22 protein-coding genes are annotated in these 23938 nt (G+C 60.4%); 15 read left to right on the top strand and 7 right to left on the bottom strand.

Annotated features, from left to right (window positions below):
* Positions 1 to 144: 144 nt before the first annotated feature.
* The 5 genes from HX899_RS19070 (at position 145) to HX899_RS19050 (ending at position 4945) form a co-directional block, all read left to right on the top strand.
* Positions 145 to 813: a hypothetical protein gene (locus HX899_RS19070; protein WP_181293074.1), complete on the top strand. Its 669-nt coding sequence runs from the start codon at positions 145 to 147 to the stop codon at positions 811 to 813.
* An 861-nt stretch (positions 814 to 1674) separates the two neighbouring features.
* Entirely contained in the window at positions 1675 to 2463 is a 789-nt protein-coding gene (locus HX899_RS19065; RefSeq protein ID WP_181293073.1) for a DNA polymerase III subunit epsilon, read from the top strand.
* Between the two features lie 47 nt (positions 2464 to 2510).
* Positions 2511 to 2771, top strand: a complete 261-nt coding sequence (locus tag HX899_RS19060) for a hypothetical protein (RefSeq protein WP_181293072.1) — start codon at positions 2511 to 2513, stop codon at positions 2769 to 2771.
* A 213-nt stretch (positions 2772 to 2984) separates the two neighbouring features.
* A complete protein-coding gene (locus HX899_RS19055; protein ID WP_181293071.1) occupies positions 2985 to 3281 on the top strand; it encodes a PRC-barrel domain-containing protein in 297 nt (98 codons plus the stop codon).
* Positions 3282 to 3631: 350 nt separating this feature from the next.
* Positions 3632 to 4945 (top strand): MFS transporter, encoded by a 1314-nt coding sequence (locus tag HX899_RS19050; protein WP_181293070.1) that lies wholly within the window; start codon positions 3632 to 3634, stop codon positions 4943 to 4945.
* A 180-nt stretch (positions 4946 to 5125) separates the two neighbouring features.
* On the opposite strand, the gene HX899_RS19045 is transcribed toward HX899_RS19050, so the two are convergent.
* Together HX899_RS19045 and HX899_RS19040 are read right to left on the bottom strand one after the other, a co-directional pair.
* A complete protein-coding gene (locus HX899_RS19045) occupies positions 5126 to 6667 on the bottom strand; it encodes a DHA2 family efflux MFS transporter permease subunit (protein WP_181293069.1) in 1542 nt (513 codons plus the stop codon).
* A 237-nt stretch (positions 6668 to 6904) separates the two neighbouring features.
* Positions 6905 to 7813 carry a flagellin gene (locus HX899_RS19040; RefSeq protein ID WP_029874829.1) on the bottom strand — a complete coding sequence of 303 codons (909 nt, stop codon included), beginning with the start codon at positions 7811 to 7813 and terminating at the stop codon, positions 6905 to 6907.
* Between the two features lie 385 nt (positions 7814 to 8198).
* Here HX899_RS19040 and HX899_RS19035 point away from each other — a divergent pair, with 385 nt between their 5' ends.
* Genes HX899_RS19035 through HX899_RS19005 form a run of 7 tightly spaced genes read left to right on the top strand, consistent with a single transcriptional unit; the run spans position 8199 to position 16050 of the window.
* A complete protein-coding gene (locus HX899_RS19035; RefSeq protein ID WP_181293068.1) occupies positions 8199 to 9872 on the top strand; it encodes an ABC transporter substrate-binding protein in 1674 nt (557 codons plus the stop codon).
* A 19-nt stretch (positions 9873 to 9891) separates the two neighbouring features.
* Positions 9892 to 10872: an ABC transporter permease gene (locus HX899_RS19030; RefSeq protein WP_181293067.1), complete on the top strand. Its 981-nt coding sequence runs from the start codon at positions 9892 to 9894 to the stop codon at positions 10870 to 10872.
* Positions 10872 to 11774, top strand: coding sequence for an ABC transporter permease (locus HX899_RS19025; RefSeq protein ID WP_138331443.1), 903 nt, complete (start codon positions 10872 to 10874; stop codon positions 11772 to 11774). The genes HX899_RS19030 and HX899_RS19025 overlap by 1 nt, the downstream gene beginning before the upstream one ends.
* Positions 11771 to 12586, top strand: coding sequence for an ABC transporter ATP-binding protein (locus HX899_RS19020; RefSeq protein WP_138331442.1), 816 nt, complete (start codon positions 11771 to 11773; stop codon positions 12584 to 12586). Before HX899_RS19025 ends, HX899_RS19020 begins: the two co-directional genes overlap by 4 nt.
* Positions 12583 to 13509, top strand: a complete 927-nt coding sequence (locus HX899_RS19015) for an ABC transporter ATP-binding protein (RefSeq protein ID WP_171597985.1) — start codon at positions 12583 to 12585, stop codon at positions 13507 to 13509. The genes HX899_RS19020 and HX899_RS19015 overlap by 4 nt, the downstream gene beginning before the upstream one ends.
* Positions 13510 to 13520: 11 nt before the next feature.
* Positions 13521 to 13991, top strand: a complete 471-nt coding sequence (locus HX899_RS19010; RefSeq protein ID WP_180195370.1) for a GNAT family N-acetyltransferase — start codon at positions 13521 to 13523, stop codon at positions 13989 to 13991.
* A gap of 37 nt (positions 13992 to 14028) precedes the next feature.
* Positions 14029 to 16050, top strand: a complete 2022-nt coding sequence (locus HX899_RS19005) for a beta-N-acetylhexosaminidase (protein ID WP_181293066.1) — start codon at positions 14029 to 14031, stop codon at positions 16048 to 16050.
* Between the two features lie 83 nt (positions 16051 to 16133).
* Here HX899_RS19005 and HX899_RS19000 read toward each other — a convergent pair whose 3' ends face one another.
* Entirely contained in the window at positions 16134 to 16610 is a 477-nt protein-coding gene (locus tag HX899_RS19000; protein ID WP_138331438.1) for a helix-turn-helix domain-containing protein, read from the bottom strand.
* 90 nt (positions 16611 to 16700) lie between these two features.
* Between HX899_RS19000 and HX899_RS18995 the strand changes: the two genes are divergently transcribed.
* On the top strand, positions 16701 to 17516 hold the full coding sequence (locus tag HX899_RS18995) for an oxidoreductase (RefSeq protein WP_138331437.1): 816 nt from the start codon (positions 16701 to 16703) through the stop codon (positions 17514 to 17516).
* 50 nt (positions 17517 to 17566) lie between these two features.
* Positions 17567 to 18568, top strand: coding sequence for an NADP-dependent oxidoreductase (locus tag HX899_RS18990; protein ID WP_171597988.1), 1002 nt, complete (start codon positions 17567 to 17569; stop codon positions 18566 to 18568).
* Positions 18569 to 18672: 104 nt separating this feature from the next.
* On the opposite strand, the gene HX899_RS18985 is transcribed toward HX899_RS18990, so the two are convergent.
* Positions 18673 to 19413 carry a helix-turn-helix domain-containing protein gene (locus HX899_RS18985; RefSeq protein ID WP_171598244.1) on the bottom strand — a complete coding sequence of 247 codons (741 nt, stop codon included), beginning with the start codon at positions 19411 to 19413 and terminating at the stop codon, positions 18673 to 18675.
* Positions 19414 to 19690: 277 nt separating this feature from the next.
* Between HX899_RS18985 and HX899_RS18980 the strand changes: the two genes are divergently transcribed.
* On the top strand, positions 19691 to 20605 hold the full coding sequence (locus HX899_RS18980; RefSeq protein WP_181293065.1) for a DMT family transporter: 915 nt from the start codon (positions 19691 to 19693) through the stop codon (positions 20603 to 20605).
* A 35-nt stretch (positions 20606 to 20640) separates the two neighbouring features.
* On the opposite strand, the gene HX899_RS18975 is transcribed toward HX899_RS18980, so the two are convergent.
* From HX899_RS18975 to HX899_RS18965, 3 genes are all read right to left on the bottom strand, one after another.
* Positions 20641 to 21843 (bottom strand): ROK family transcriptional regulator, encoded by a 1203-nt coding sequence (locus HX899_RS18975; RefSeq protein WP_171597990.1) that lies wholly within the window; start codon positions 21841 to 21843, stop codon positions 20641 to 20643.
* 84 nt (positions 21844 to 21927) lie between these two features.
* Positions 21928 to 23127: an MFS transporter gene (locus HX899_RS18970; protein ID WP_171597991.1), complete on the bottom strand. Its 1200-nt coding sequence runs from the start codon at positions 23125 to 23127 to the stop codon at positions 21928 to 21930.
* A 15-nt stretch (positions 23128 to 23142) separates the two neighbouring features.
* Positions 23143 to 23919 (bottom strand): SDR family oxidoreductase, encoded by a 777-nt coding sequence (locus HX899_RS18965; protein WP_171597992.1) that lies wholly within the window; start codon positions 23917 to 23919, stop codon positions 23143 to 23145.
* Positions 23920 to 23938: the final 19 nt, after the last annotated feature.

Here is a 23938-nt window from a genome sequence, read left to right as displayed (position 1 = left end):
GCCGTCAGGTTGCTCAATGGCGCCATACGGCGGGAACGGAGTTCCCTATCAATTAAGTTCAAGGCAAACTGGGACGGAAAGCGCTGATTCCGTCTGTGCGTGCTTCTTGACGCAACTCGCAGCTCCCATTCAACGAGGTGACTATTGACGCAGTTCTTCGAAACCACTCAAGGCATCATGGTAATAGGAGCGTTCATCGGCGCTGGCGGTTTAGCCGCTGGCTCCTTGCTTCCCATCGTCATTCGACTTGCGAAGTCTAGGATCAACCGACGCCCGAAAGCCGAGGTTAGAAACCTAGCGATGCTGACGGTGCTGGCCCTAGACGATTTTGTCGGAGCCAGCTACGCGGCCGTTCACGACATGCCCGAGTTCAATCCTATGGATGAAGGCGAATTCGCGTTTCACGTTCGCGATCCAACCCTTGCACTTCCGCACGACGCGAACTGGGGACTTTTTAGTACCGAGCTTTCAGAAGAAATTTTGTGGTTGTCGAACCGAGTGAAGACCCTTTCTTATGCGTTGGATAGTCTCGACCTTTCCAAGCCCGGATACGATGGCTTCTTCGAGCGACGCCAAGAAGGTTATGCTGGTCTGGCGGCTGAAGCGATGGACATTATTGAGCGTATGCTCGAAGAGTTTGACCTCACCCTGCCTGCCAAGCCAGATTATTATCGCCAGCGGGAAGGTCTGGTTTCAGCTATCCAAAAGGCTGGAGAAAACAACTCGCGGCGCCCAAAGGCGCGCGCTCTCGCGCACCCGAGTGGGTCAAATGTGCTGCAACTGTTCCCAAAGGCGAACGACGACGCCGAGTAAAATCAAGCGAAATCGCCGAACCCGATCAAAGGCATCGCCTCCTCACGCATGGCCTCTTCATCATTGGATGGCTCGTTTCTCTGTGGCCTAGTCCGGCTCCGGATCGACGCCTTCTAAAGAGTTCAAGAGGTCGCGGCGAGAGCCTTCAAGATGCCATCCTCCACGGACCACTTCGGCTGGATGATCCGCTGTTGCATAGCTGCATTGCACAAAAAATGTTTTCCAACCGGTCAAAAAAGGAGCATGGTGATCACAGCTGATGCAACACGACGGCTTTCCTCCCAGTTCCGTCGTTTCAGCTGTTCCCCTCTGGAGGTTTATACCTTCACAATTAATGGGCCGCGGTTCTCCGTCGGCCCTCTTTTTTTGTCCGCGAAAATCACGCGTTGCCGCCGGGTTTGATTGACGGGCATCCAAGTCCCAGGCGCTGGCCTCGGTCCTAAACCGCAATTCAGTCATTGATAGAGTTTGTGTGAGACCCGGGCGATATGCGAGCTACGTCGAGACACGATTGCAATGGAGGAAAGTTATAGGGCGCTCAACCCGTTTCCGGGGAGCGCCCTTTTTGTTGCTCAAAGCGCGAAAACCAACAAGTCGGCAGGCGATTTGAAGTGGTGCTGCAATACAGGCGAGACGCCGTCGCGTAAAGTCCGATCTCCTGGGCCTGGTAAGTGGCCCCGGTTATTTTACGGAACATTGGGAAAATTCTCCAAAATGATCGGTGCTAGTGGCGGAGCAGGCCTCTTTTAGCCATGTCGCTCAGGTTAAGCACGTCGACCATGTCGACAATCGTTAGCAGCCTGTCGCATCATGTCCGAGTGATATCTGGACTTTTACGGCATCGGGTCGAAATAACTAAATATGTTGATTGAGAGCAGTGGGATCCTATCAAACCCTGTAGATCATAAATCTCGCATCCGGGTCGTTGACCTCGAAACAGCCGGGAATGGCGTGAATGATGTTTGCGAGATCGGATGGCAGGACGTCGTGCTTGGCCATGATGGGGGATGGCGGGTTGATGATGAGCGCGGATCATTGCTTGTAAATCCCGGGCGACCGATCTCTCCTGAGACGATGGCAATACATCACATCTTGGACGCGGAGGTCGCGACGGCACCTTTTTGGAAAGAAATCGCCTCCAGCGTCTTACGGCCGGAAGGTGGAGTGATCGCACTGGCTGCACATAGGGCAAGTTTCGAGCAACGCTACTGCACCCCCAGATTTACGGGCGGAGCGGCCTGGATATGTACGTGGAAATGCGCGCTTCGGCTGTGGCCTCAACTGCCGAGGTTCTCCAACCAGCTGCTTCGATATCTGCGTTTACCGGAGGGACTGGTGCACGCGATTGGCCTTCCCGCCCACCGCGCAATGCCCGATGCGTACGTAACCGCACACCATTTGCGGGACATGTTGAATGAATCCAACTTCGAGCAATTGGTGAAATGGAGCAGCGAGCCGGGCCTCTTGCCACGAGTAACTTCAGGCCACGAGCGTGGCAAAAGCTGGGATCGGCTGGATATTGCGGTATTGCAGGCGTTCGCTCGCGATCGGGATGCTGACGTCCGCTTCAGCGCGGAGACGGAACTTCGCCGCCGTGGCGACGCGGACGTACAAGTGGCTGACGAAGCCGAACAAGGAACACTGCTTTAGGAGTTCTTCAGCTCCTGCAGGGGAAGGGACACAGCGGTGAGGCTCTGATGGCAGAACGAATGTCTGAACGCGCCAAGGGTGACATCGACGCCATTTTGGAACGGCTCTATCGGGTTTCCCCGGAGCTGGATAGTATTGCCGCCGATTGCGAGAGAGCTTTGCGGCTCAATGCTGAAGCAGGAGGCGATTACATTTCGCCACGAACCATGCAGGCGTTTGCCGAAATGCGCGATGCCGTCAGCGCGCTGTACGGCTCGGCGCGGAATGCGATGAAGGAAGCCGATAGGTTCTTCAAGCCGAAATCGTAGGTTGGATTGCGCTACGAATGCGCGGTAGGGCCAGGAGGCTCGGCACGGCCGACGAAGCCATTCGCCAGGTTAACCGTTCATCCACGGGAGCTTCAACAACGAGGAGGGACAACGGTTCCCAAAGGCCGATAGCTCTTTGAGCGTCAACCATTCACGCAGGAACAAACTGCACCCCGGCGGCTTTCACATGAGCTCGAACGGAGGAGTTTGAAAATGGACCACAGCAAGCACGTAAGACTGGGCACCAACGAACTAACGCCCGCAGTCCTTGAAGGCGCTACTGTCTACGGCGCAGATGACGACAAGGTTGGCAGCGTGGACCACGTGCACGGTTCAGGCACCAGCGCAAATGTCGTCATCGACGTCGGTGGGTTTCTCGGCATTGGCGCGAAACCTGTTTCCGTGCCGATCAGCGATCTGGACTTCATGCGGGATGAAGATGGCGACGTTCACGCAGTTACGTCCTGGACAAAAGATCAGCTGAAAGTAATGCCTGAGCATCGAGACTAATTCACGGCGAGGAAGTTAAAAGCCCGATCTCAACATCGGGCTTTTCAGGCTCGCAATTGTGACAGACCGAAGCGGTCGTTTTGCATGAGCCAGATTTACTGGCATCGCAGGAACGGCCGCGATTGCCGCAAGAAGCAGTCCAAAACCTCTCAAACACTTTCCTCCCAACCTTAACAGCCGCCTCTCAGGCTCCGGCCCTAAGCTTCAGATCAGATGTACGAACGGATCACCTTGCAGAAGGTCATAAAACGCCCAGGTGAAGCTGGCAAATGGCCATCGCGGCTTGCGGCTGTGATCTTTTGGGCTGAATGCGCTATGAGCGGACCACGGCAGCCAGGTATGGAAAACAAATGACCACAATCACAATCGACGATGCACTCAACCACACGGGGGCAGGACGATATCAGGGACGGCTGATGGCCATTTTCGGCTTGGTCTGGGCAGCTGACGCCATGCAGGTCATCGCGGTGGGCTTCACAGCGGCTTCGATCGCCACGAGCTTCGAACTAACGGTGCCGCAGGCGCTTCAGACGGGCACGGTGTTTTTCCTTGGCATGTTTCTGGGCGCAATGGGATTTGGTAGGCTTGCCGATAGGATCGGCCGTCGCGGCGTTCTGATCGCGACTGTCTCCGGTGATGCCGTCTTTGGCACGCTGTCAATTTTCGCGCCAGACTTCACGTTCCTCCTGTTCATGCGCTTCCTAACCGGTGCGGCAGTCGGCGGGACCTTGCCGGTGGACTATGCGATGATGGCCGAATTCCTACCGGCGAAGAACCGAGGCAGGTGGCTGGTGCTGCTGGAGGGTTTCTGGGCCGTCGGAACCCTGGTTGTCGCACTTGCAGCCTGGCTGCTCAGTCTCTGGAACGTGGCCGAAGCCTGGCGATTGATCTTTGCCGTAACAGCGCTCCCGGCGATTATCGGTTTCGGTCTGCGGTTTTTCGTGCCGGAATCGCCGCTCTATCTTCTGCGCAAGGGAAGGGGTGGAGAAGCAAAGGCGATCATCGACCGGATGGCCGTGGTGAATGGCCGCAGTGCTCTGGGGCAAGAGTTTGACATCGCGCCCGCGACACCGACGCGTGGTATCGGAATATTCTCCCACGCTCTGCGGCGTCGAACCCTTTTGATCCTGGCGGTTTGGTTTCTGGTGTCCATTTCTTACTATGGTGTCTTCACTTGGATGCCTCCGAAACTTGCCGGGGACGGCTTTGGCTTCGTTCGAGGCTACGGTTTTCTTGTGCTGATCGCGCTTGCCCAGCTTCCTGGATATGCGCTCGCTGCCTACGGCGTCGAAAAGTGGGGGCGGCGTCCAACGCTTGTGGCATTTTGCATCCTTTCCGCGATGGGATCCATTTTGTTCGTCGTCGGCTCATCCGCACTCTTAGTAGCGTCGTCACTGCTAATCATGAGTTTCGCGCTACTTGGTACGTGGGGTGCACTCTACGCCTATACACCAGAGCTTTATCCTACTGCGTCCAGGGCAACCGGAATGGGTGCCGCCGGTGCCATGGCTCGGCTTGGAGGGCTGCTTGCGCCATCGTTGATCGGTCTTTTTGTGACTAAAGATTTCGGCCTGGTCATCGGGATTTTCGCTGCTTTGCTGCTGTTGGCAGGTGCCGCAGCCTATTTCATCGATGCAGAGACGCGCAGTGCTACGCTGGCCTAGAAGCGGTTTGACCGATGCGTTGGCCTCCATCTCAGGATGGCGGAGGGTAGGGTTCCGACCTTGTCGCAGAATAGATTTTTTGTGGCGAAGACTGACAGCTGGTGGCGCCATTGCAGCCTCGTCTCCATTTTTTTCAACAACTTAGTTAATTCTCTTAAAGCGGTTTCGTCAACCTGGTTTTCACGTCGACGTTGGCCGCCTGGCAAAAGGCACCGAGAGCAGGGCGCAGCCGGTCAGGACGGCAATCACCATCCAGGCTTCGTTGATCGCCTGGACGCTTGCCGCGGTCTGGATCAGCGGATCAAGCAGCGCCGTGGTATCCGCGTCGAAGCTGCCGCTATGCCCGGATATCGTCTGAAGAGGCGCGCCGACGAATGTCGCGGCCTCGACGTCGCCGGCTTGAAGGCGGGTCCAGAGACCCTGTCCCAGCGGCTCCGAGCGCGTGTAGATGATGGTGTCGATCAGCGCGATGCCGATGGCCCCGCCGAGATTGCGCATCAGGTTGAAAAGTCCGCTCGCATCGGGAATGCGGTCTGGCGGCAGAGTGCCGAGCGCCAGTCGCGTCGGCGGCAGCAGGCAGAACATGATGGCGACGCCGCGCACCACCTGCGGCCAGAACATCGCGTCATAATCCGAACGAGGGTCCTGAAAAGCGCTCATCCCGACACCGATCGCAAAGAGCGCGAAACCGGCGGCCGACAGCACGCGCGCGTCCATCCGCTTCTCCAGCGCGACCGCGATCGGCGCCGTGATCAGTTGCGCGACGCCGGTGACCAGCATCGTCATGCCGATTTGGAGGGCGTCGTGTCCCCTGATGAAAGCGAGAAAGACCGGCATGAGATAGACCGAGCCGAAGAGGCCGATGCCGAGCACGAAGCTCAGAACCGAACCGACGAGAAAGTTTCGATCGCCGAAATTGCCGAGATCGACGATCGGCCGGTTTCTGCTCAGCGTTCGCCAGATGAAGACACCTCCCGATGCAAGGCAGACCGCCAGCAGGCTTAAAACATAGGCCGAGATCCAGCCGCTCGTCGGCGCCTCTTTCAGGCTGAGTTCCAGGCTCGTCAGCGCGGTTGCCATCAGCAGAAGCGACAGACCGTCGAGATGCCTGAGTTCGGACGGATCGGTCGCCTGCCTCGGCAGGGACCGTGCCGCCAGGATTGCCGAGGCAATGCCTGGAAGGATGTTGATCAGGAACAGCCAGTGCCAGGAATAGGTCTCAGTCAGCCATCCGCCGACGATCGGTCCGACGGTCGGGGCCAAAACCGCGAGAACGCCGGCGATCGTCGTCGCAAGCGCCTGGCGCTCGTTCCGAAAGAGAATGAACACGGCCGAAAACACCGAGGGGATCAGGGTTCCGCCGGAAAAACCCTGAAGCACCCGCCAGGCGACCAGCTCACCGAAGCTGCCGCTCATTGCACAGCCGGCGGAGGCTGCGACGAACAGGCAGATGGCGGTAACGAACAGCCATCGCATCGTCAGAAGCCGCGTCAAGAAGCCGGTGAGCGGGATCGCCACCACTTCGGCAATGAGATAGGCCGTCTGTATCCAGCTCATCTGATCCGGATCGATATCCAGCGCCGACTGGATGGTCGGCAGCGATGTCGCCACCACCTGGACGTCGAGGATCGCCATGAACATGCCGACGCACATCGCCATGAAGCCGAGCCAGACGATGGCGGGTGTTTCATCAGGGCGGGCAGATTCAAGTCGTTCCGACATGCGATGATCCCGCGCGCTGCATTCTCCGCCCAGGGTGCGAAGACTACTGCAGAATTCCTTAAATCGGAATCGATTGAGAGTAAAATATGCAGCAATTCAAAGTGATGCAGCGCCGCGTCTGAAAGACGGCGGCGCTGTAGGCATTTCCATCCCCAATTGCAATCGAGCCTGACCGGGTGGGTCAGGCTCGATCCTCTGTTCAACGGATTTGGTCCAAGCGTCCTATTTGTCCGGGGCTTAGCTGCGGAAGAGCGACAGGATATTCTGCGACGACGAATTCGCGATCGATAGCGACTGGATCGCCAGCTGCTGTTGTGTCTGCAAGGCAGACAGCCTGCTCGACTCCTCCTCCATGTCGGCGTCGACCAGTCGTCCGACGCCCGACTCGATGGAATCCGACAGCGCGCCGACGAAGTCTTCCTGCAGTTCGATGCGCGTCGAGATCGAACCCAGCTGCGCACCGGCAGAGGTCATTGCCGACAGCGCGGATTCGATGGTCGACAGCGCCGACTGGATCTGACCGGTGGTGAAGTCGGTAATGTCGAGCGAATAGACGGAATCGCCATTTGCGTCCACCGTTCCGAGGATGCCGGACGCGGTATCGATCGTCCCGCTGCTCATGCCGAACAACACATTGCCCGTGGAGCTGGTATCCAGGGCATAATCCGTCACTTTAACGGAAACGGCGCCGGAGCCATCGCGAACAAAGGACGACACGACGCTTTTCGTGCCGCTTTCGCCCGCGACCCAGTTCTCACCAGAGAATGACGCTGACTGGGCAATGCTCAGCAGCTGATTCTGAAGCTGCGTGATTTCTTCCTGAACCTTGGATTTGTCGACACCGTCTTCAGTCGCTGCCACAAGCTTGGATTTGATCTCGTCGACGACGTCGATCGCATTTTCCATTGCCGTATAGGCAGTATCGACCTTTGCTGCGCCGAGGCCAAGGGCGTCGGACACGGCGGAAAGTGCCTTGTTGTCGGACCGCATCGTGGTTGCGATCGACCAGTAGGCGGCATTGTCGGATGCGGTGTCGACCCGGTAGCCGGTAGAGACACTGTTCTGTGTCGTTTCGAGATTGGAATTGATGCTGCGCAGCGTCTGAAGGGCAGCCATCGCGGAATTGTTCGTATTGATGCTCGTCATTGGAAATTCGACCCGTTCATGAAGTTGGATGTTTTGCATCCCGGGTGAATCCGGGCCGTGGCGAGCAGCCTCATGCTTATCGACCCGTGTTCGGGAAGGTCAATTCGCCATCGTTGGATCAATTATGGTACTTAAAAGTACCTTAATCGTTAACGCCAAGGGGGCGCGGCGATATCTTTTTGCAGAAATGTGATGCGATGGCTCGGCTGCTCGGTTGGGCGGCCATCTTTTGGGTGAAGGTCATGCCCGGTTAATGTCTGTAGAGAGCCGATCCTGAGGTGCTGCAGAAATTTCCAATCGGCAATTGACGTGTCGGCGGGAAACTGACTATCAATATTAAATCAATTTGATTGACTTCAAAAATAAAGAACAAGGGAACGTTGGGATGAGATCGAGCAAGCGCGTATTCCGTGACATTTCCATGCGTGCCGGCTGGGCAGTGCTTGTCGCTTTCGCGGCGGGCAGTGCAGCCGCAGAGTCGGTGCTGACGATACATATCGAGGAGCAGTCCAGCTGGGTGCAGAACTTCAATCCGTTCGACCTTGCCGGCCGCCGGCAGAGCACCATGGATTTCATCTACGAACCCTTGGTCATCTTCAATGCGGAGGATGGCGGCAAGCCGGTGTTTCGTCTGGCGACCGACTATAAATTTTCCGAGGATATGAAATCCGTCACCTATACGCTGCGATCAGGCCTGAAATGGTCGGACGGTCAGCCGCTGACGTCGGCCGATGTGAAATACACGATCGATCTCATGCTCAAGAACGCCGCACTCGACACCGTCGGCGTCGGCGAGACCGTTGCCTCCGTCGAGGCGCCGTCGGCAACCCAAGTCAAGATCGATCTCAAGGCGGTGAATTCCGATTTTCCGGAAACGCTCGCCGACCTCGCCGTCGTTCCCGAGCATATCTGGAAGGATGTTTCCGATCCGGTCGCCTTCAAGAACGAGAAGCCTGTGGGGTCCGGCCCGATGACGGAGCTGCGCCGTTTCACGCCGCAGGTCTACGAGCAATGCCGCAACCCGAACTACTGGGATGCCGCCTCGCTGCATGTCGATTGCCTCAGGCTGCCGCAGATCTCGGGCAACGACCAGATGCTTGCGATCCTGCCGGAAGGCAACATGGACTGGATCGGCTCCTTCATTCCCCAGATCGACAAGACCTTCGTGGCGCTCGATCCCGACCATAACGGCTATTGGCAGCCGCCGGCCGAGACCGTCGCTTTCCAGATGAATTTCAAGAGCGGCAATGAAGGCAATCTCGAGGCCTATAAGGACCTGAACTTCCGCCATGCCTTCAGCCTCGCCATGGATCGCACGTCGATGGTCGATATTGCGGGCTTCGGCTATCCCGTCGTCAACGAACATGCGACCGGCCTGCCGCCACGCTTCGAGACCTGGCGCAACAAGGGCGCCGAAGGCGACAAGGACGCCTTCATGGGTTTCGATACCGAGAAAGCCAACAAGATCCTCGACGATGCCGGCTACAAGAAGGGTGCAGACGGCTTCCGCACGACGCCGAGCGGCAAGCCGATCGCCTTCCCGATTATCGTTCCGAACGGCTGGACCGACTGGATCGATGCGGTACAGATCGCCGTCGAAGGATTGCGCGCCGCCGGCATCAACGCGTCGGTCGCGACCCCGGAATATGAACAGTGGCGCAAGCAGCTCATCGACGGCAGCTTCGAGGTCGTCATGAACTCCCGCGCCGATGGCGCAACGCCGTTCCGCGGCTATTACCAGAACCTGTCGACCGCTTATGGCGGGCGCATCACCGGCGCGCCCTCGCGCTATTCGAACCCGAAGCTGGACGCCCTTTTCGATCAGTATCTGAAGGCAACATCGGAGGACGATCACAAGAAGATCTTCAACGACATCCAGCTGCTGATCGCCGACGACTTCCCCGTCGTGCCGGTGTTCAACGGGCCGACCTGGTATCAGTTCTCCAGCAAGCGCTTCACCGGCTGGGTCACCGACAAGGATCCCGTCATGAACCCCGAGGATCATGACAACAACCGCATGCGCCTGATGCATCTGCTGCGCCTCAAGCCGGTCAGTTGAGCCTCGCGAGGGAGCGGAAATGCGCATTTCGAGCCGGCGCCTCGGCGTCTATGCGGTCGCCCTGGTGTTCGCCATCGTCGTGAACTTCATTCTTCCCCGGCTCATGCCGGGGAGTCCGGTCGACGCTATGGTCGCCCAGCTAGGTCCGCGGGCGACACCTGCCGCCGTCGAGGCGATCAAGGCGCGCTTCGGCGCGGTCGACCAGTCGATGCTCTGGCAATTCGTCGATTACCTCAAGGGGCTTGCGACCTTGGATCTCGGCGTCTCGGTCAAATATTATCCCCAGACCGTCGTCCAGGTTCTTGGCCGGTCGACGCTCTGGACGGTCTTTCTCGTGACGACCGCGATCATCTTTTCGCTCTGCGTCGGTGTCGTGCTTGGCGCGGTCTCGGCCTGGCGTCGCGGCGGGCGCTTCGACACGATCGTCTCGCCGCTCTCCGTGATCATGATTTCGGTGCCGCCTGTCATCGTGGCGCTGACGACGCTTTTCGTCTTCGCGGTCTCGCTGCGCTGGTTTCCCGTGGGCTATGCCTACGATCCGAACCTCGATCCCGCCTTCAATTTCACCTTCATCGGCAGCGTCTTCGCCCATGCGATCCTGCCGGTGCTGACGCTCTCGCCGTTCCTGATCGGCGAATTCCAGACGACGATGCGCTCGTCGATGATCTCGGTGCTCGGCGAAGACTATGTGACCATGGGGCGCGCCAAGGGGCTCAGCCATCTCACTGTCATGTTCGGCTACGGCGCCCGCAATGCCATGCTTCCGGTGCTGACCAACCTGGCGCTGATGCTCGGCGCCGTCTTTGGCGGCTCGATCGTCACCGAGATCGTCTTCAACTATCCCGGCCTGGGACTGACGCTCTATACCGCGAGCATCGCCCGCGATTACCCGGTCATCCAGGGACAGCTGCTGCTGATGACACTCGCGACGCTCGGCGCCAATTTCCTCGTCGACATCATTTACGGGCTCGTCGATCCCAGATTGCGGGAGGCCGTATAATGGGCTTCGGGCTACGGTCTATCCTCCGCCAGAAGAAAGCCCTGGCCGGCCTCGTCATCATTGTTGCCCTGTGGCTGATGGCGTTGTTTGCGCCGATCATTGCGCCCGGCGAGCCCGGAGCGCGTGTCGGACGCTCGCACCAACCGCCGTCGATCGAACATGTCATGGGCACCACGAAGATGGGGCGGGATGTCTATCGCCAGTTCGTCTGGGGCGCCCGCAGCTCTCTCTCCGTCGGCTTTGCCACGGGCATTGCCATCACCATTGTCGGCACGGCCATCGGCCTCGTCGCCGGTTATGCTGGCGGCAAGACCGATGCGGTGCTCGATCTTGCGACGAATGCCGTCCTGGTCATCCCGAACATGCCGTTGCTGATCCTGCTCGCCTCCTTCGCCGGCACGGTCGGGCCGATGGCGATCATGTCGATCATCGCGCTGACCTCCTGGCCTTGGGGCGCCCGCATGACGCGGTCACAGACGATGGCGCTTCGCAATCGTGATTTCGTCACGGCTTCCAAGATGATCGGCGAGCCCGCCTGGCGCATCATCTTCGTGGAGATCCTGCCGAACCTGACGACGCTGATCGGCATCAATCTCGTCGGCAGCATCATCTACGCCATCGTTGCCCAGACGACGCTCGAATATCTCGGCTTCGGGGATCCCTTGAAGGTCTCCTGGGGCACCATGCTTTACAACGCCCAGAATTCCTCGGCGATCATGGTCGGCGCCTGGTGGGATATTGGGGTGCCCGCGGCAGGCATCGCGCTCACCGGCCTTGGCCTTGCGCTTTTGAATTTCACCTTCGACGAGATCGCCAATCCGCAGCTTCGCTCCGGCCCGGCGCTGACACGCTGGTTCCGCCTCACCCGCGCCCGCAACAGAGAATTGGAGCTTGGCCGATGAGCGACAATCTTCTGGAAATCGACAAGCTCAATGTCGACTACCTCGTCGACAAGGGAGAGTTCCGCGCCGTCAAGGATGTCTCCTTCAATATCGGCCGTGGCGAGATCTTCGGGCTGGCCGGTGAATCCGGCTGCGGCAAGAGCACGATCGCCTATGCCATCACGCGTCTTTCCAAGGCGCCTGCCTGGATCAGCGGCGGCAGCATCCGGCTCGCCGGACAGGATCTCCTGAGGCTGCCCGAACGCGAGCTGCAGAAAATCCGCTGGAAGCGCATCGGCATGGTCTTCCAGAGCGCGATGAATTCGCTCAATCCGCTGATGCGCGTCGAGGCGCAGTTCCATGACGTTCTCTACCGCCACACCGGTTGCTCGCGCGAGCAATCCCGGCTTCGCGGCGAGGAGATGTTCCGCCTCGTCGGCATTCCCACGCATCGCATCGGCGACTACCCGCACCAGTTCTCCGGCGGCATGCGTCAGCGCATCGTCATCGCCATCTGCCTGGCGCTGAGACCCGAGCTTATTATCATGGACGAGCCGACGACGGCCCTCGACGTGGTCGTGCAGCGGGAGATCCTCGAGCAGGTCGTCGATCTGCAGCGGACCTATGGTTTCTCGGTGCTCTTCATCACCCATGACCTGCATCTGATGGCGCAGCTCTGCCAGCGCATCGGTGTCATGCTGAAGGGCGAACTCGTCGAAGTGGGCGACGTGCGCCAGGTCGCCCAGGCGCCGCTGCACGATTATACCCGCAAGCTTTGGAATGCCATTCCGCAGCTTCCAGGCAATCCGCATCTATCGGGAGTCTTGGCATGAAGGCGGAGGCAAATCCTGTGGTCGCGGAAGCCGTGATCCGGCTCGAAGATATCAAGCGTAACTTCGGCCCGCTACACGCGCTGAAAGGTGTGTCCTTCTCGCTCTTTCCCGGTCGGGCATTGGCGCTGGTCGGCGAATCCGGCTGCGGCAAGACGACCTGCGCCCGCATCATCGCGCGCTTGGACAAACCGACGGGCGGCAGGCTGTTTTTCCGCGGGCAGGATCTGACCGTCCGCGGCGAGGCAAAAGATGAGCATCAGTATCGCAGGGAGGTGCAGATGGTCTTCCAGGATCCGTTCTCATCGCTCAACCCGGCCTTTACGGTCAGCCATCATCTGGCGCGGCCGCTGCAATTGCACCGGCAGAGCGGCTCCAGGGCGGATCTTGCCGAAGAGATTGCCCGCCTGCTGACAAGCGTCGGGCTGGAACCTGATTTGACCAGGCAGAAATTCCCGCATGAACTCTCGGGCGGCCAGCGGCAGCGGGTGAATATCGCGCGCGCGCTTGCCGTTGCGCCGAGCGTGCTGGTGGCCGATGAGCCGACCTCGATGCTCGATGTCTCCATCCGCAAGGACATTCTCGATCTGCTCGCGACGGTGAAACGGGAAAATGACCTGGCCATGCTCTATATCACCCACGACATTGCGACGGCCGCACATGTGGCCGAGGAGATCGTCGTCATGTTCGCCGGCCAGATGGTCGAATGGGGCGACACCGATACGGTTCTGTCCGATCCGCGCCATCCCTATACAAAATTGCTGCTTTCGGCCGTTCCGGATGGCAGCCGGCCGTTCGTGACCGGCGGAAGCGCGCGTTTCCTCGAACAGGCGGAAAAGGTACGCTCGCTCAGCCGTCCGGAATCGGCTGTCATCGAGCAGGTCGGCTCCAACCATTTCATACGCGCACTCGGCGTTTCCAGCTGAAGGATGGCAAAGTGGACTATCTCGTTAACCTCTCCACCCTGCCGCCAGACACGCAGTCGCCCGAACGAATGGCACGCGAGGGTGTGACGATCCGCCGGGCTCTGCCGCCGGAATTCCGGCTGATCACTGGCTGGATCACAGAACAATTCGGTGAGGGATGGGCGAGCGAGGCGTCCGTCGCGATGACCCGCCAACCGCCGACCTGCTTCATCGCCACGCGCGAGCAGAAGCTCGTCGGTTTTTCCTGCCATGAAGCGACGGCGCGCGGCTTCTTCGGACCGACCGGCGTCGACGAAGGCCTTCGCGGGCTCGGCATCGGCCGGGCATTGCTTTTTGCCAGCCTGAACGACCTGAAAGCGATGGGCTATGCCTATGCGATCATCGGCGACGTCGGCCCCTCGGCCTTTTACGAAAAGGCGGTCGGAGCCGTGCCGATCCCCAATTCCGCTCCCGGCATTTACGCCGGAATGCTCAAGACCTGATTTGTAAAAGCCCGATCTTCAAAAGGAAGAAGTGACCATGCCCACATCGCGACCGAAAACCCTGCGGCTTGAAACCCTTTGGAATCCGCCTGCGGACGGCAAGGAATTTTCCTACGTCCTGCGCCTCAAGAACCTCGGCACCGAGCCGCTTTCGAATTTTTCGCTGTGCGTGAGCGGCCCAGGTCGTGTCGATCCGGCCGGGCGCGTCGAAGGCGCCACTGTCTCGCAGCGGCTCTCGAATTTCACCGAATTCCAGCCGCCGGCCAATTTCGTTCTCGGCGCCGGCGAGACGTGGACGATCTCGGTCTACGCGCTGAGCTGGCAGTTCCGTCACTGGACGGACGGCGCGACGAGCGGCTATCTCGCGCTTTCCGACGGCAGCACGATCCTGCTCACCATAGAGCCGACGCGATCTTCGGTCAGCAATGCGCCGTTGAAGCGTGGCGCCGAGATCTATCCGGTTCCCCTCAATGCGCCCGTTCAGGTGTCGATCATCCCCTGGCCGAACCATGTGGCGGTCACTTCCCGTCGGCCCTTGCCGGCCGGTTTTGCGCCGCAGGCGCAGAGCGCTGAAGGGGAGGCGGCAGCCCGCAGTTTCGCAGCATTGGTCGAGCATCTCTTCGCCGTCGAAGGCATCGTGCGGAGCGAGGCGGAAGGCGCGGTTCCGGTTGCCCTGAAGGATGCCGCCGGCTTCGGGCCAGAGGCCTATCGGCTGAGCTTCGAGGGTGAGACGATCACGATCGAGGCAAGCAGCCAGACCGGCTTCCTCTACGGCCTCGTCACACTCGGCCAGATCTGGCGCGGTGCAAGGCTGCATCCCGAGGTCTTCCAGTTTCCGGCCTCCGGCGAGATCGTCGATGAGCCGTCGATGGGTTGGCGCGGCCTGCATCTCGACGTCGCCCGCCAGTTCTATGGCGCGGCTGAAGTCAAGAAGCTGCTGGCGGTGCTTGCCTGGAATAAGCTCAACCGCTTCCACTGGCACCTTTCCGACGACGAAGCCTGGCGCGTCGAGATCGACGCCTATCCTGATTTGACCGCGGTCGGCGCCTGGCGTGGCCACGGCCTTGCCGTTCCGCCGCTGCTCGGTTCGAGCCCGGCCCGCACCGGCGGTTACTACACCAAGGCTGCCATCCGCGAGATCGTCGCCCATGCCAAGAGCTTCGGCGTGGAGATCGTGCCGGAGATTGATGTCCCCGGCCATTGCTACGCCATGCTGCAGGCAATACCGGAACTGCGCGATCCAGCCGAGGTCGGCAGCTATTATTCGGTTCAGGGCTTTCCCGACAATTGCATCAATCCGGCCCGCGAGAAGACCTATGAGATCATCGAGACGATCCTCTCCGAACTCATCGAGCTCTTTCCGTTCAAGATCATCCATCTCGGCGCCGACGAGGTTCCGCTTGGTGCATGGTCCGGTTCGCCGGAAGCGCTCGAACGCCTGCGTAGCGTGGCGGGCGACGAGGTTGCCGATGCACATGCCAAGCGGCTGAACGTCGTGACCAATACCCATGGCGCCGACGACATCCACGGCTCGGGTGCCGCCATCCTGCAGGCGGAATTCCTGAACCGCGTCCAGCGCTTCCTTGCGAGCAAGGGCTGCATCACCGGCGGCTGGGAAGAGGCGGCCCACGGCGATGTCATCGACAAATCCAAGAGCTATCTCTGCAGCTGGCGCAATGTCGAGGTCTCGGCCGAACTTGCCGAGCGCGGCTACGAAATCGTCGTCTGCCCCGGACAGGTCTATTACCTCGACATGGCGCTCAGGCCCGACTGGGACGAGCCCGGCGCCAGCTGGGCGGGGACTTCGGATGCCGAGAAGCTCTACAATTTCGACCCCATCGGCGGCTGGACGGCGAGCCAGAAACAGAAACTCCTCGGCATCCAGGCCTGCATCTGGTCCGAGCCGATGACGGATCGGGCCGTTTTCGACCGCCTCGTCTTCCCGCGCCTTTCCGCGCTTGCCGAAACGGGTTGGACGAAGCCGTCATCCAAGTCGTGGGAGCGTTTCAGGGCGCTCGCAGGACTGATGCCGCTGCTCTACGGGCTGCAGCAGTCTTAGCGCCCGGATCGGGCTGGATTTTGATTTAAGGATCACCCTTGCCATCACCGGAGGCGGCGATGGCAAGGATACCGACATCGCTTTCAACGGGTGTTGTCAGGTGCCGCTTCATCTGCCGCTGGCAGCTGACATTCGGGTGCGGCGATACGAATAGGACGTGTTCCAATCTCCGCGCCGGTCGCGCGGTCGATGGTGACGGGATCGATCTCCGTTCCGGTCTCGGCGTCGAAGAAGCGGGTGACTGCACCGCCGCCGCGGTGCTTGCGGCCCCAGGCGCCGATCGCAAACAGCACCGGCAGAAAGTCGCGGCCGGCTTCCGTCAGCACATATTCGTCGCGCGGCGGACGCTCGGAATAGCGACGCTTTTCCAGCAATCCTTCCTCGGTCAGCGATGACAGCCGCCCCGTCAGCATTGTCGGGACGATGCCGAGGCTTTTGCGAAATTCATCGAAGCGGGTCAGCCCCGCATGGGCGTCGCGCATGATCAGCATGCTCCACGCATCGCCGACGAGCGCCAGGCTGCGGGCGATCAGGCAGGGTTGTTCGGAAAGATTCTTCATGTCGGTATCTTTTTAGTAGTGACTTGCTATCGATTTGATAGTAACAGAATGCGCATGGATGTTCCACGACAAAAACGAAGGCAGACGTCAATGAGCAAAAGAGAACGCGGCATTGCCCTGGTCACCGGGGCTTCCTCCGGCATCGGGCTGGTGACGGCGAAGGCGCTGCGGCGCGACGGCTACCGGGTGTTCGGCACCAGCCGAAAGCCGATGGCCGACACCGCCGATGGGATCACCATGCTGGTCTGCGACGTCATCGACGATCAGTCCGTGCAGAGCGTCGTCGACGAGGTTCTAAAACGCACGGGACGGATCGATCTTCTGGTCAACAATGCCGGAATCGGCCTGCTCGGCGGCGCCGAGGAATCGACGACGGCGCAGGCCAAAGCCGTATTCGACGTCAACGTCTTCGGCACGATGCGCATGACCAATGCGGTGCTGCCGGTGATGCGGCGGCAGCGCAGCGGTCGGATCATCAACCTGAGCTCGATCCTTGGGCTGATCCCGGCACCCTTCAACGCGCTCTACGCAGCGACCAAGCACGCGGTCGAAGGTTATTCGGAATCCCTCGATCATGAAGTGCGCACACAGGGCATCCGCGTCGTGCTCGTCGAACCGGGTGTCACCCGCACCTCCTTCGAGGAGAACATCACGCGCCCCGACCGGCCGCTTGCCGTCTATGACGCAGTGCGCGCCGACGCGGAGAAGCTGATGCGCGAGATCGTCTCAAAAGGCGATGCGCCCGAGGTGGTCGCCGCAACCGTCATCCGGGCCGCCAATGCGGCCTCGCCGAAGAGACGCTACACGGCCGGGAAAGCAGCAGGCCAGGTGCGCTTCATCCGCCGCTTCCTGCCCGAGTCCTTCGTCGACAAGAGCCTCCGGAAATTCAACAAACTTCCCGCTTGAGCCTGCCTTGCCGCATTGCCGGCTCATCCCAGAAACGAAAGTTCGCCCTCATGAAAGCATTCCTGATCGATCGCTACAAGAAAGGTGGCGCCCTCAGGCTCGGCCAGAGCCCTGAACCGCAGCTGCGCAAGAACGACGTCATGGTCGAGATCCATGCCGCCAGCGTGAACCCGCTGGATGCCAAGATCCGGGACGGAGAGTTCAAACTCATCCTGCCCTACCGGCTTCCGCTGGTGCTCGGCAACGATGTCGCCGGCGTCGTGGTCCGGGTGGGCGCCAATGTCCGGCAATTCAAACCCGGTGACGAGGTCTATGCGCGTCCTGATCAGGATCGCATTGGCACGTTCGCCGAGTATATCGCCATCGACGCTGCCGATGTTGCGCTGAAGCCCGCCAATCTCAGCATGGAAGAGGCCGCATCCGTTCCGCTTGTGGCGCTGACCGCATGGCAGGCGCTGGTCGAGCGCGCCAAGCTGCAGAAAGGCCAGAGGGTGCTGATCCATGCGGGTTCCGGCGGCGTCGGCACCATCGCGATCCAGCTTGCCAAGCATCTCGGCGCTCATGTGGCGACAACGGCGAGCACGGCAAATATCGATCTGGTGAAAAGCCTCGGCGCTGACGTGGTGGTCGACTACAAGACGGACGACTTCGAAAAGGTGCTGAAGGGCTATGACGTCGTGCTGAACAGCCTCGGCAAGGATACGCTGGAGAAATCGCTCGCCGTCCTGAAGCCCGGCGGCAAGCTGATCTCGATATCAGGTCCGCCCGATCCCGATTTCGCCAGGGAAAGCGGCTTCGGCTGGCTGCTGCAGCAGGTCATGCGCTTCTTGAGCTTCGGCATCCGGCGGAAATCGAAACGCCGGGGGATCGGCTATTCCTTCCTCTTCATGACGGCAAACGGCGCGCAGCTCGGCAAGATCGCTTCGTTGATCGAGGCGGGTGCCATCCGCCCCGTCATCGACCGGGCCTTCCCGTTCGAGAAGACCAACGAAGCGCTGGACTATGTGGAAACGGGACGCGCGAAGGGCAAGGTCGTCATCGCGGTGAAGTGAGGCCTGGGAAGGCCGAAGAGCCCAGGTTTAGCCAAGCGGCTTTTGCAGGATGTCGAAGCGCGGATTGGTTTCGGAAAAGAGAAGTGCGGTCGAGCGAAGGGGCTTCACTGTCGTTGCCGGTAGGCAGAGGGTGTGATGCCTGTGCCCAACTTAAATGCCCGTGTCATGTGGCTCTGGCTGCTGAAGCCGCAGGCCGAAGCGATCTGCGCTATTGGGTCCATGTCTGATAACATCGATTTGGCGCGCTCGACACGCCGGTGGGCCACCCAGCCATGCGGAGACACACCGTAGCTTGCCCGGAACATCCGCTGAAAATGAAACGCGCTGAGCTGCCCGATCGCCGCCAGATCCTGCAAGCGGATTGTCTCACCGAGATGGGCCTCGATATACTCCAGACTCCGGCGCCGCACATGAGGAGCAAGCCCGCCGCTGATCGCACAGGGACGCATCCCTCCATAACGCGGATCAACGAAGAAATCGTTGATCGCCTGCGTCATCGCTTCCTCAGCCAGCAGATGGCCGCCCGCCAACATCGCTTTCGTCATCTGCCGAAGCGTGTGCGCCAAGGCGGGTGCATCTGCGAAGGTTACTTCGGGAAGAGCCATGAGCCGAGCATCGCGGTCAAACGTCTCAGCAAACATCCGGCGCATCTGGTCGTCGGGAACATACAGATGGACGAATTGAGAGAAGTCGGTGATTTCCCATTCGGACGAGTGCTCCTGTGGCATGATGCACAGCACTCCCGGACGGCCGCGCGCGGCGGGGCTGCCATCCAGACGACGCGTTCCGACGCCGCCCTTAAGATAAAGACTGAACGTATGACCGTTCGGCCGCTGATAGCTCATCCTGTCGTGTGCATTGCTCCAGATGGCAGCTGATCGTCCGAACCCCAAATCGATGGATTGTGACATCCGCGCAGTGGGAGATGCGGACAAAAACCTGAAAACCGAGGGGTGACTATATTTCACCAATTCTTTCCCACACCTGACCATGCCGCGCGAACAATAACGGCGGACGACCCGCATGGCGAGCCGGAAGTCCGGGCAAATCGATTTGATAGCAAGAATCTGCAAGAGGCCTGCGCACGGTTCGCCTATTGGTCGGGAAAACGAGGATCACTCCATGGCAAATGCCGCTCTCTTCATCGCAACCGTCCTCATATGGGGGACGACTTGGATCGCCATTGCGATGCAGGTCGGTCCCGTGCCGGTCTTGGTCTCGGTCTTTTACAGATTTGCGGTCGCAGCCGTGATCCTCGTCGCCATCCTGGCTGTCATGCGGCGGCTCAAGCTGCCTGCCTTGCGCGATCAACCTTTCATCCTTGCGCAAGCGCTCTGCCTGTTCAGCCTCAATTTCATCTGTTTCTACAACGCCGCCGCCTCTATCCCGTCCGGGCTGATCTCCGTGATCTTCTCGCTCGCAACGATCTACAATGCCGTCAATGCGCGCCTCTTCTTCGGCGACCGCATTACAGGCCGCACGCTTCTCGCAGCGGCGCTCGGAGCAACCGGCCTTCTCCTCCTTTTCGGACAGGACGTTGTCGTCGATTTCGATATGGGTACGTTGAAAGGGATCGGGCTCGCAGCGCTTGGCACGCTGTTCTTCTCGCTGGGCAATATGGCATCGCGTCGAAACAGCGCGGTCGGAATCTCACCGCTGACCGCCAATGCCTGGGGCATGACCTATGGCGCGATCGTCCTCCTCTTCCTAATTGCCGTGACGCAAACGCCGATCGTCGCGCCGCCTAACATCACCTATCTTGCCGCCCTGCTCTATCTCGCGGCAATCGGATCGGTGATCGGCTTCACCACCTACCTCATGCTGGTGTCGCGCATCGGCTCCTCACGCGCCGCCTATGCCACCGTCCTGTTCCCGATCGTCGCCCTGTCATTGTCGACGGTATTCGAGGGCTACCACTGGACCGGCCTAGGCCTGATCGGCCTGGCGCTGACGCTTCTCGGCAACGTGGTCATCTTTGCGCGACCTCTAGCCCGTCGCCCGCCGCAGTCAGATGCGAGGCTGCCCGCAGGTGGATGAGAGGCTGGCCTCGGCAATCTCCCGGGCGAAGGTAGCTAGCCGAGCGGCTTTTGCAGGACGTCGAAGCGCGGATTGGTTTCGGAAAAGATCGGCAGGGCGGCGGCGCCGAGGATTGCCGTATCCTTGCCGGTCGTGCCGATCATGACGCGGGGTACCGCCCGTTTTTGATTGGGGTCGATCGGGGTGTGCAACGGCTCCAGCCGCTCTGCAAGCCGAAGCATCAGCGACGTCGAGATGCTGCCTCCGAGTACGATGGTCTGCGGATCGAAGGCCAGCTCCAGAAAATCGACGGTCTGCCGTAGCGGCTGGACGGCCTGATCCAGCCAGGCGTCGAGACCTTCGCTGCCCTTGGCGATCAGCGCGTCGAGATCGTCGGGCGACAGCTCCTCGGCGTTGGCAATGCCCATGTATTCATAGGCAACGGCCGGCGAGACGTAGCGATCCAGACAGCCGCGCTTGCCACAGCTGCAGAGCTTGCCATGCGGTTCGACGATAATATGCCCGATCTCGCCGGCATTGTTGCGGCTACCCTTGTAGAGGTGGCCGTCGAGGAACATTCCGGCACCGATGCCCCCGCCGCCGGCGAGAAACAGATAGACGAAGCTGCCCAAACCGCGGGCGACACCATGAAGACGCTCGCCGATCGCTGCTGCCGTCGCATCGTTCTCGACCAGCACCGGCACTTTTACCCGCTGTTCCAGCTCGTGCCCAACGGGAAAATCCTGCCAGCCGGGCAGGTTCAGCGGGCTGAGAGAGGTGGTGCCGCCATCGGCATAGCGGCCGGGCAGGGCCATCCCGACGCCGAGCAGCCTATTCCGGTCGAATGCGAAGGCTTGCTGGAGATCCTCGACGATGGACTGGAGAGCCGGCATGGCCCGTTGCGGATCCGGATGTTCGACGTGGCGCTCGATGCGCGCGCAAACGGCGCCGGAGAGATCCGTCAGGATCCCACTTGCGCGCTGGCGGCCAAGTTCGAGGCCGATCGAATAGGCGCCGCGCGGATTGATGGTGTAGGGGATGATCGGCTGGCCGCGCGCCAGCTTCTGCGCCTCGGACGGGACGAGAAGGTGGGATCTCTCCAGTTCCTCGACGATATTGGACACAGTCTGGGCGGTCAGCGCCGTCATCCGGGCGATCGCCGCCCGCGACAAGGGACCATTCGTGCGGACAGCCTCGATCACCACACGCCGGTTGTGAGACTTGGCCTGCTCGAGATTCGTGCCGGAGATCGCCTTCATGTCGCCTTCAAAGGAAATGGTGCGTCACCCTTGTCACAAGACGAACACCGATGAAAGCTCCATTCTTCGGAACGACTTATTTGCTCAACGGACACCGCGTCTGTGCAAGAGGCCGATGATCGCTATTCCGGACAATCCGGTGACGGCGCTCAGGATCGCGGTTCCCGAATAGCCTGTCACAAAGGTGCCTGCGGCAAAGACCAGCGCGCCGATCCCGGCGCTGGCAAAGATATTGACGGAGATCAGGGCGCTGCCGAGGCCCGGCCGGTCGGCGATCAGATCTTGCAGATAGGTGATCGGAATGGTGATGATCGCCGACGCTCCGATGCCTGCAAGTAAGGTGAGCGCATAGAGGTGCCACGGCTCGGAGGCAAAGCCGAGCAGGCTGAGGAACACGGCATAGATGATGGTACCGGCGGCCAGCGCCGTCATCTGGCCGGTCTTCCGCGCGATCCGCGACCAGACGATGATGAAGACGACTTCCAGCAATGCGACTATGCCAACGAGAATGCCGACGTCGCTCAGCCTGCCATGCGCGGCACCGGTGGCGATCAATGGCAGAAGGGCGTCATTGAGATGCAGCGTGCTGGTGATGAGCGCCACCCCGCAAATATGCGCCGAGATGCGCGGCGAAACCACCTGGCGAAGCGCGCCGAGATAGCTGAGATGATGAACTGCTGCCATCTCCGTTCCCGCCCGCTTCGGCAGGGCGAAGACGATGATCCCCTGGCAGAGCAGACATGAGATGCTGGCAAAGAGGTAGGCCGGCAGCATGCTCGATGCGCCAGACAGCAGCAGGCCAGTTATCCCTGGGATCAGCACCCAGGACAGCGAGATCATGGCGCGTACGCCGGAGTTGGCCGTCACCATGTCGCTTCGGTTCATGCCGTGCATGGCCGCGCGCGCATTGGCAAACAGCAGCGAGTTCAGCGCCCCGTAGATCGGCAGGGGCAGCAACCCGCTGATGACGAATATGGCCGCAGTGGGAAAGGCGTAGACCATGCCGTAGCCGACGATGCCGAAGAGGCAGGCGCCGATCATCGTCGAGCGGTACTCGCCCAGCCGGTCGGCGAGATTGCCGAGCAGAATGCTGATGACGACGTTCACCGCCGCCGAGACGAAACTCAGGAAGGAATAGAGGCCGTCGCTCAAGCCCAATTCGCGGATACCCACGACCGAACGGTAAGGTGCGGTCATCGCCCCCGCCATTCCGAAGGTGAAAATGGCGATCATGCTGGCGCGGATCGCCGGATTGCGGAAGACGTCGGGGAAAAGGCGGCTCATGCGGGCATCTGAATGTCAGTAATGTTCCGATTGGGAGAAGGTCCGCGCGAGTTCTGCCTGGCCTGCCGTGAGGCCGCAGTCGACAGGCAGGCAGACACCGGTGATAGAGGCGGCCTGGGGGCCGGCGAGGAAGGCCACGGCATTGGCAACATCCTTCGGATCGACGACGCGCTGCAACGGATACCAGCGGCGCGCTTCCTCGAAAACATTTGGATTGGCGGCCGCGCGTGCTTCCCAGGCCTGCGTCTTCACCGTGCCGGGTGCGACGGCGTTGGACCGGATGCCGAACTTGCCGTATTCCACGGCGACCAGCCGGGTGAAATGCAAAAGGCCGGCCTTGGCGGCGCTATAGGCCGGGTGTCCGAAGACATGCATGCCGTTGACCGAGGCGATATTGACGACTGACCCCTTCGAAACCGTCAGCATGGGCTCGAATGCGCGGAAACATAAGAATGCCGCTTCGAGATTGAGCGCATTGTCCGCCCGCCAGATCTCGGGCGTCGTGTCGTGCAGGCTGGTCGCGCGGGCGGCACCCGCATTGTTGACCAGGGTTTTAACCACGCCGACGTCGGCGGCGCGTCTTGCCAATTCCGCTATGCTCGTCTCGCTGGTTACATCGCATTCGATGGCGACGAAGCGATTATCCGGCCCGAGCTTCAATGCCACGGCAGCCGCAGCCGCAGCATCGATATCGGCGAGCAACACGACGTCGTGGTCATCGGCAAGCCGTGCGGCGATCGCCGCGCCGATATCGCCTGCAGCGCCGGTAACGATGGCTATCGACTGCGTCATTTTCTGTCGCTCCCGTTCA

This window comes from Rhizobium sp. WYCCWR 11146, from assembly GCF_013591995.1.
GTDB classification, from domain to species: Bacteria; Pseudomonadota; Alphaproteobacteria; order Rhizobiales; family Rhizobiaceae; genus Rhizobium; species Rhizobium indicum.
This window is presented reverse-complemented; position numbering and strand designations above follow the sequence as displayed.

Coding starts and splice junctions, on each gene's coding strand:
- HX899_RS19050 (WP_181293070.1), top strand. CDS start 3,632: ATGACCACAATCACAATCGACGATGCACTCAACCACACGGGGGCAGGA.
- HX899_RS19005 (WP_181293066.1), top strand. CDS start 14,029: ATGCCCACATCGCGACCGAAAACCCTGCGGCTTGAAACCCTTTGGAAT.
- HX899_RS18985 (WP_171598244.1), bottom strand. CDS start 19,413: ATGAGCTATCAGCGGCCGAACGGTCATACGTTCAGTCTTTATCTTAAG.
- HX899_RS18970 (WP_171597991.1), bottom strand. CDS start 23,127: ATGAGCCGCCTTTTCCCCGACGTCTTCCGCAATCCGGCGATCCGCGCC.
- HX899_RS19055 (WP_181293071.1), top strand. CDS start 2,985: ATGGACCACAGCAAGCACGTAAGACTGGGCACCAACGAACTAACGCCC.
- HX899_RS19035 (WP_181293068.1), top strand. CDS start 8,199: ATGAGATCGAGCAAGCGCGTATTCCGTGACATTTCCATGCGTGCCGGC.
- HX899_RS19045 (WP_181293069.1), bottom strand. CDS start 6,667: ATGTCGGAACGACTTGAATCTGCCCGCCCTGATGAAACACCCGCCATC.
- HX899_RS19030 (WP_181293067.1), top strand. CDS start 9,892: ATGCGCATTTCGAGCCGGCGCCTCGGCGTCTATGCGGTCGCCCTGGTG.
- HX899_RS18995 (WP_138331437.1), top strand. CDS start 16,701: ATGAGCAAAAGAGAACGCGGCATTGCCCTGGTCACCGGGGCTTCCTCC.
- HX899_RS19060 (WP_181293072.1), top strand. CDS start 2,511: ATGGCAGAACGAATGTCTGAACGCGCCAAGGGTGACATCGACGCCATT.
- HX899_RS19065 (WP_181293073.1), top strand. CDS start 1,675: ATGTTGATTGAGAGCAGTGGGATCCTATCAAACCCTGTAGATCATAAA.
- HX899_RS19040 (WP_029874829.1), bottom strand. CDS start 7,813: ATGACGAGCATCAATACGAACAATTCCGCGATGGCTGCCCTTCAGACG.
- HX899_RS19025 (WP_138331443.1), top strand. CDS start 10,872: ATGGGCTTCGGGCTACGGTCTATCCTCCGCCAGAAGAAAGCCCTGGCC.
- HX899_RS19000 (WP_138331438.1), bottom strand. CDS start 16,610: ATGAAGAATCTTTCCGAACAACCCTGCCTGATCGCCCGCAGCCTGGCG.
- HX899_RS18980 (WP_181293065.1), top strand. CDS start 19,691: ATGGCAAATGCCGCTCTCTTCATCGCAACCGTCCTCATATGGGGGACG.
- HX899_RS19015 (WP_171597985.1), top strand. CDS start 12,583: ATGAAGGCGGAGGCAAATCCTGTGGTCGCGGAAGCCGTGATCCGGCTC.
- HX899_RS18965 (WP_171597992.1), bottom strand. CDS start 23,919: ATGACGCAGTCGATAGCCATCGTTACCGGCGCTGCAGGCGATATCGGC.
- HX899_RS18990 (WP_171597988.1), top strand. CDS start 17,567: ATGAAAGCATTCCTGATCGATCGCTACAAGAAAGGTGGCGCCCTCAGG.
- HX899_RS19020 (WP_138331442.1), top strand. CDS start 11,771: ATGAGCGACAATCTTCTGGAAATCGACAAGCTCAATGTCGACTACCTC.
- HX899_RS18975 (WP_171597990.1), bottom strand. CDS start 21,843: ATGAAGGCGATCTCCGGCACGAATCTCGAGCAGGCCAAGTCTCACAAC.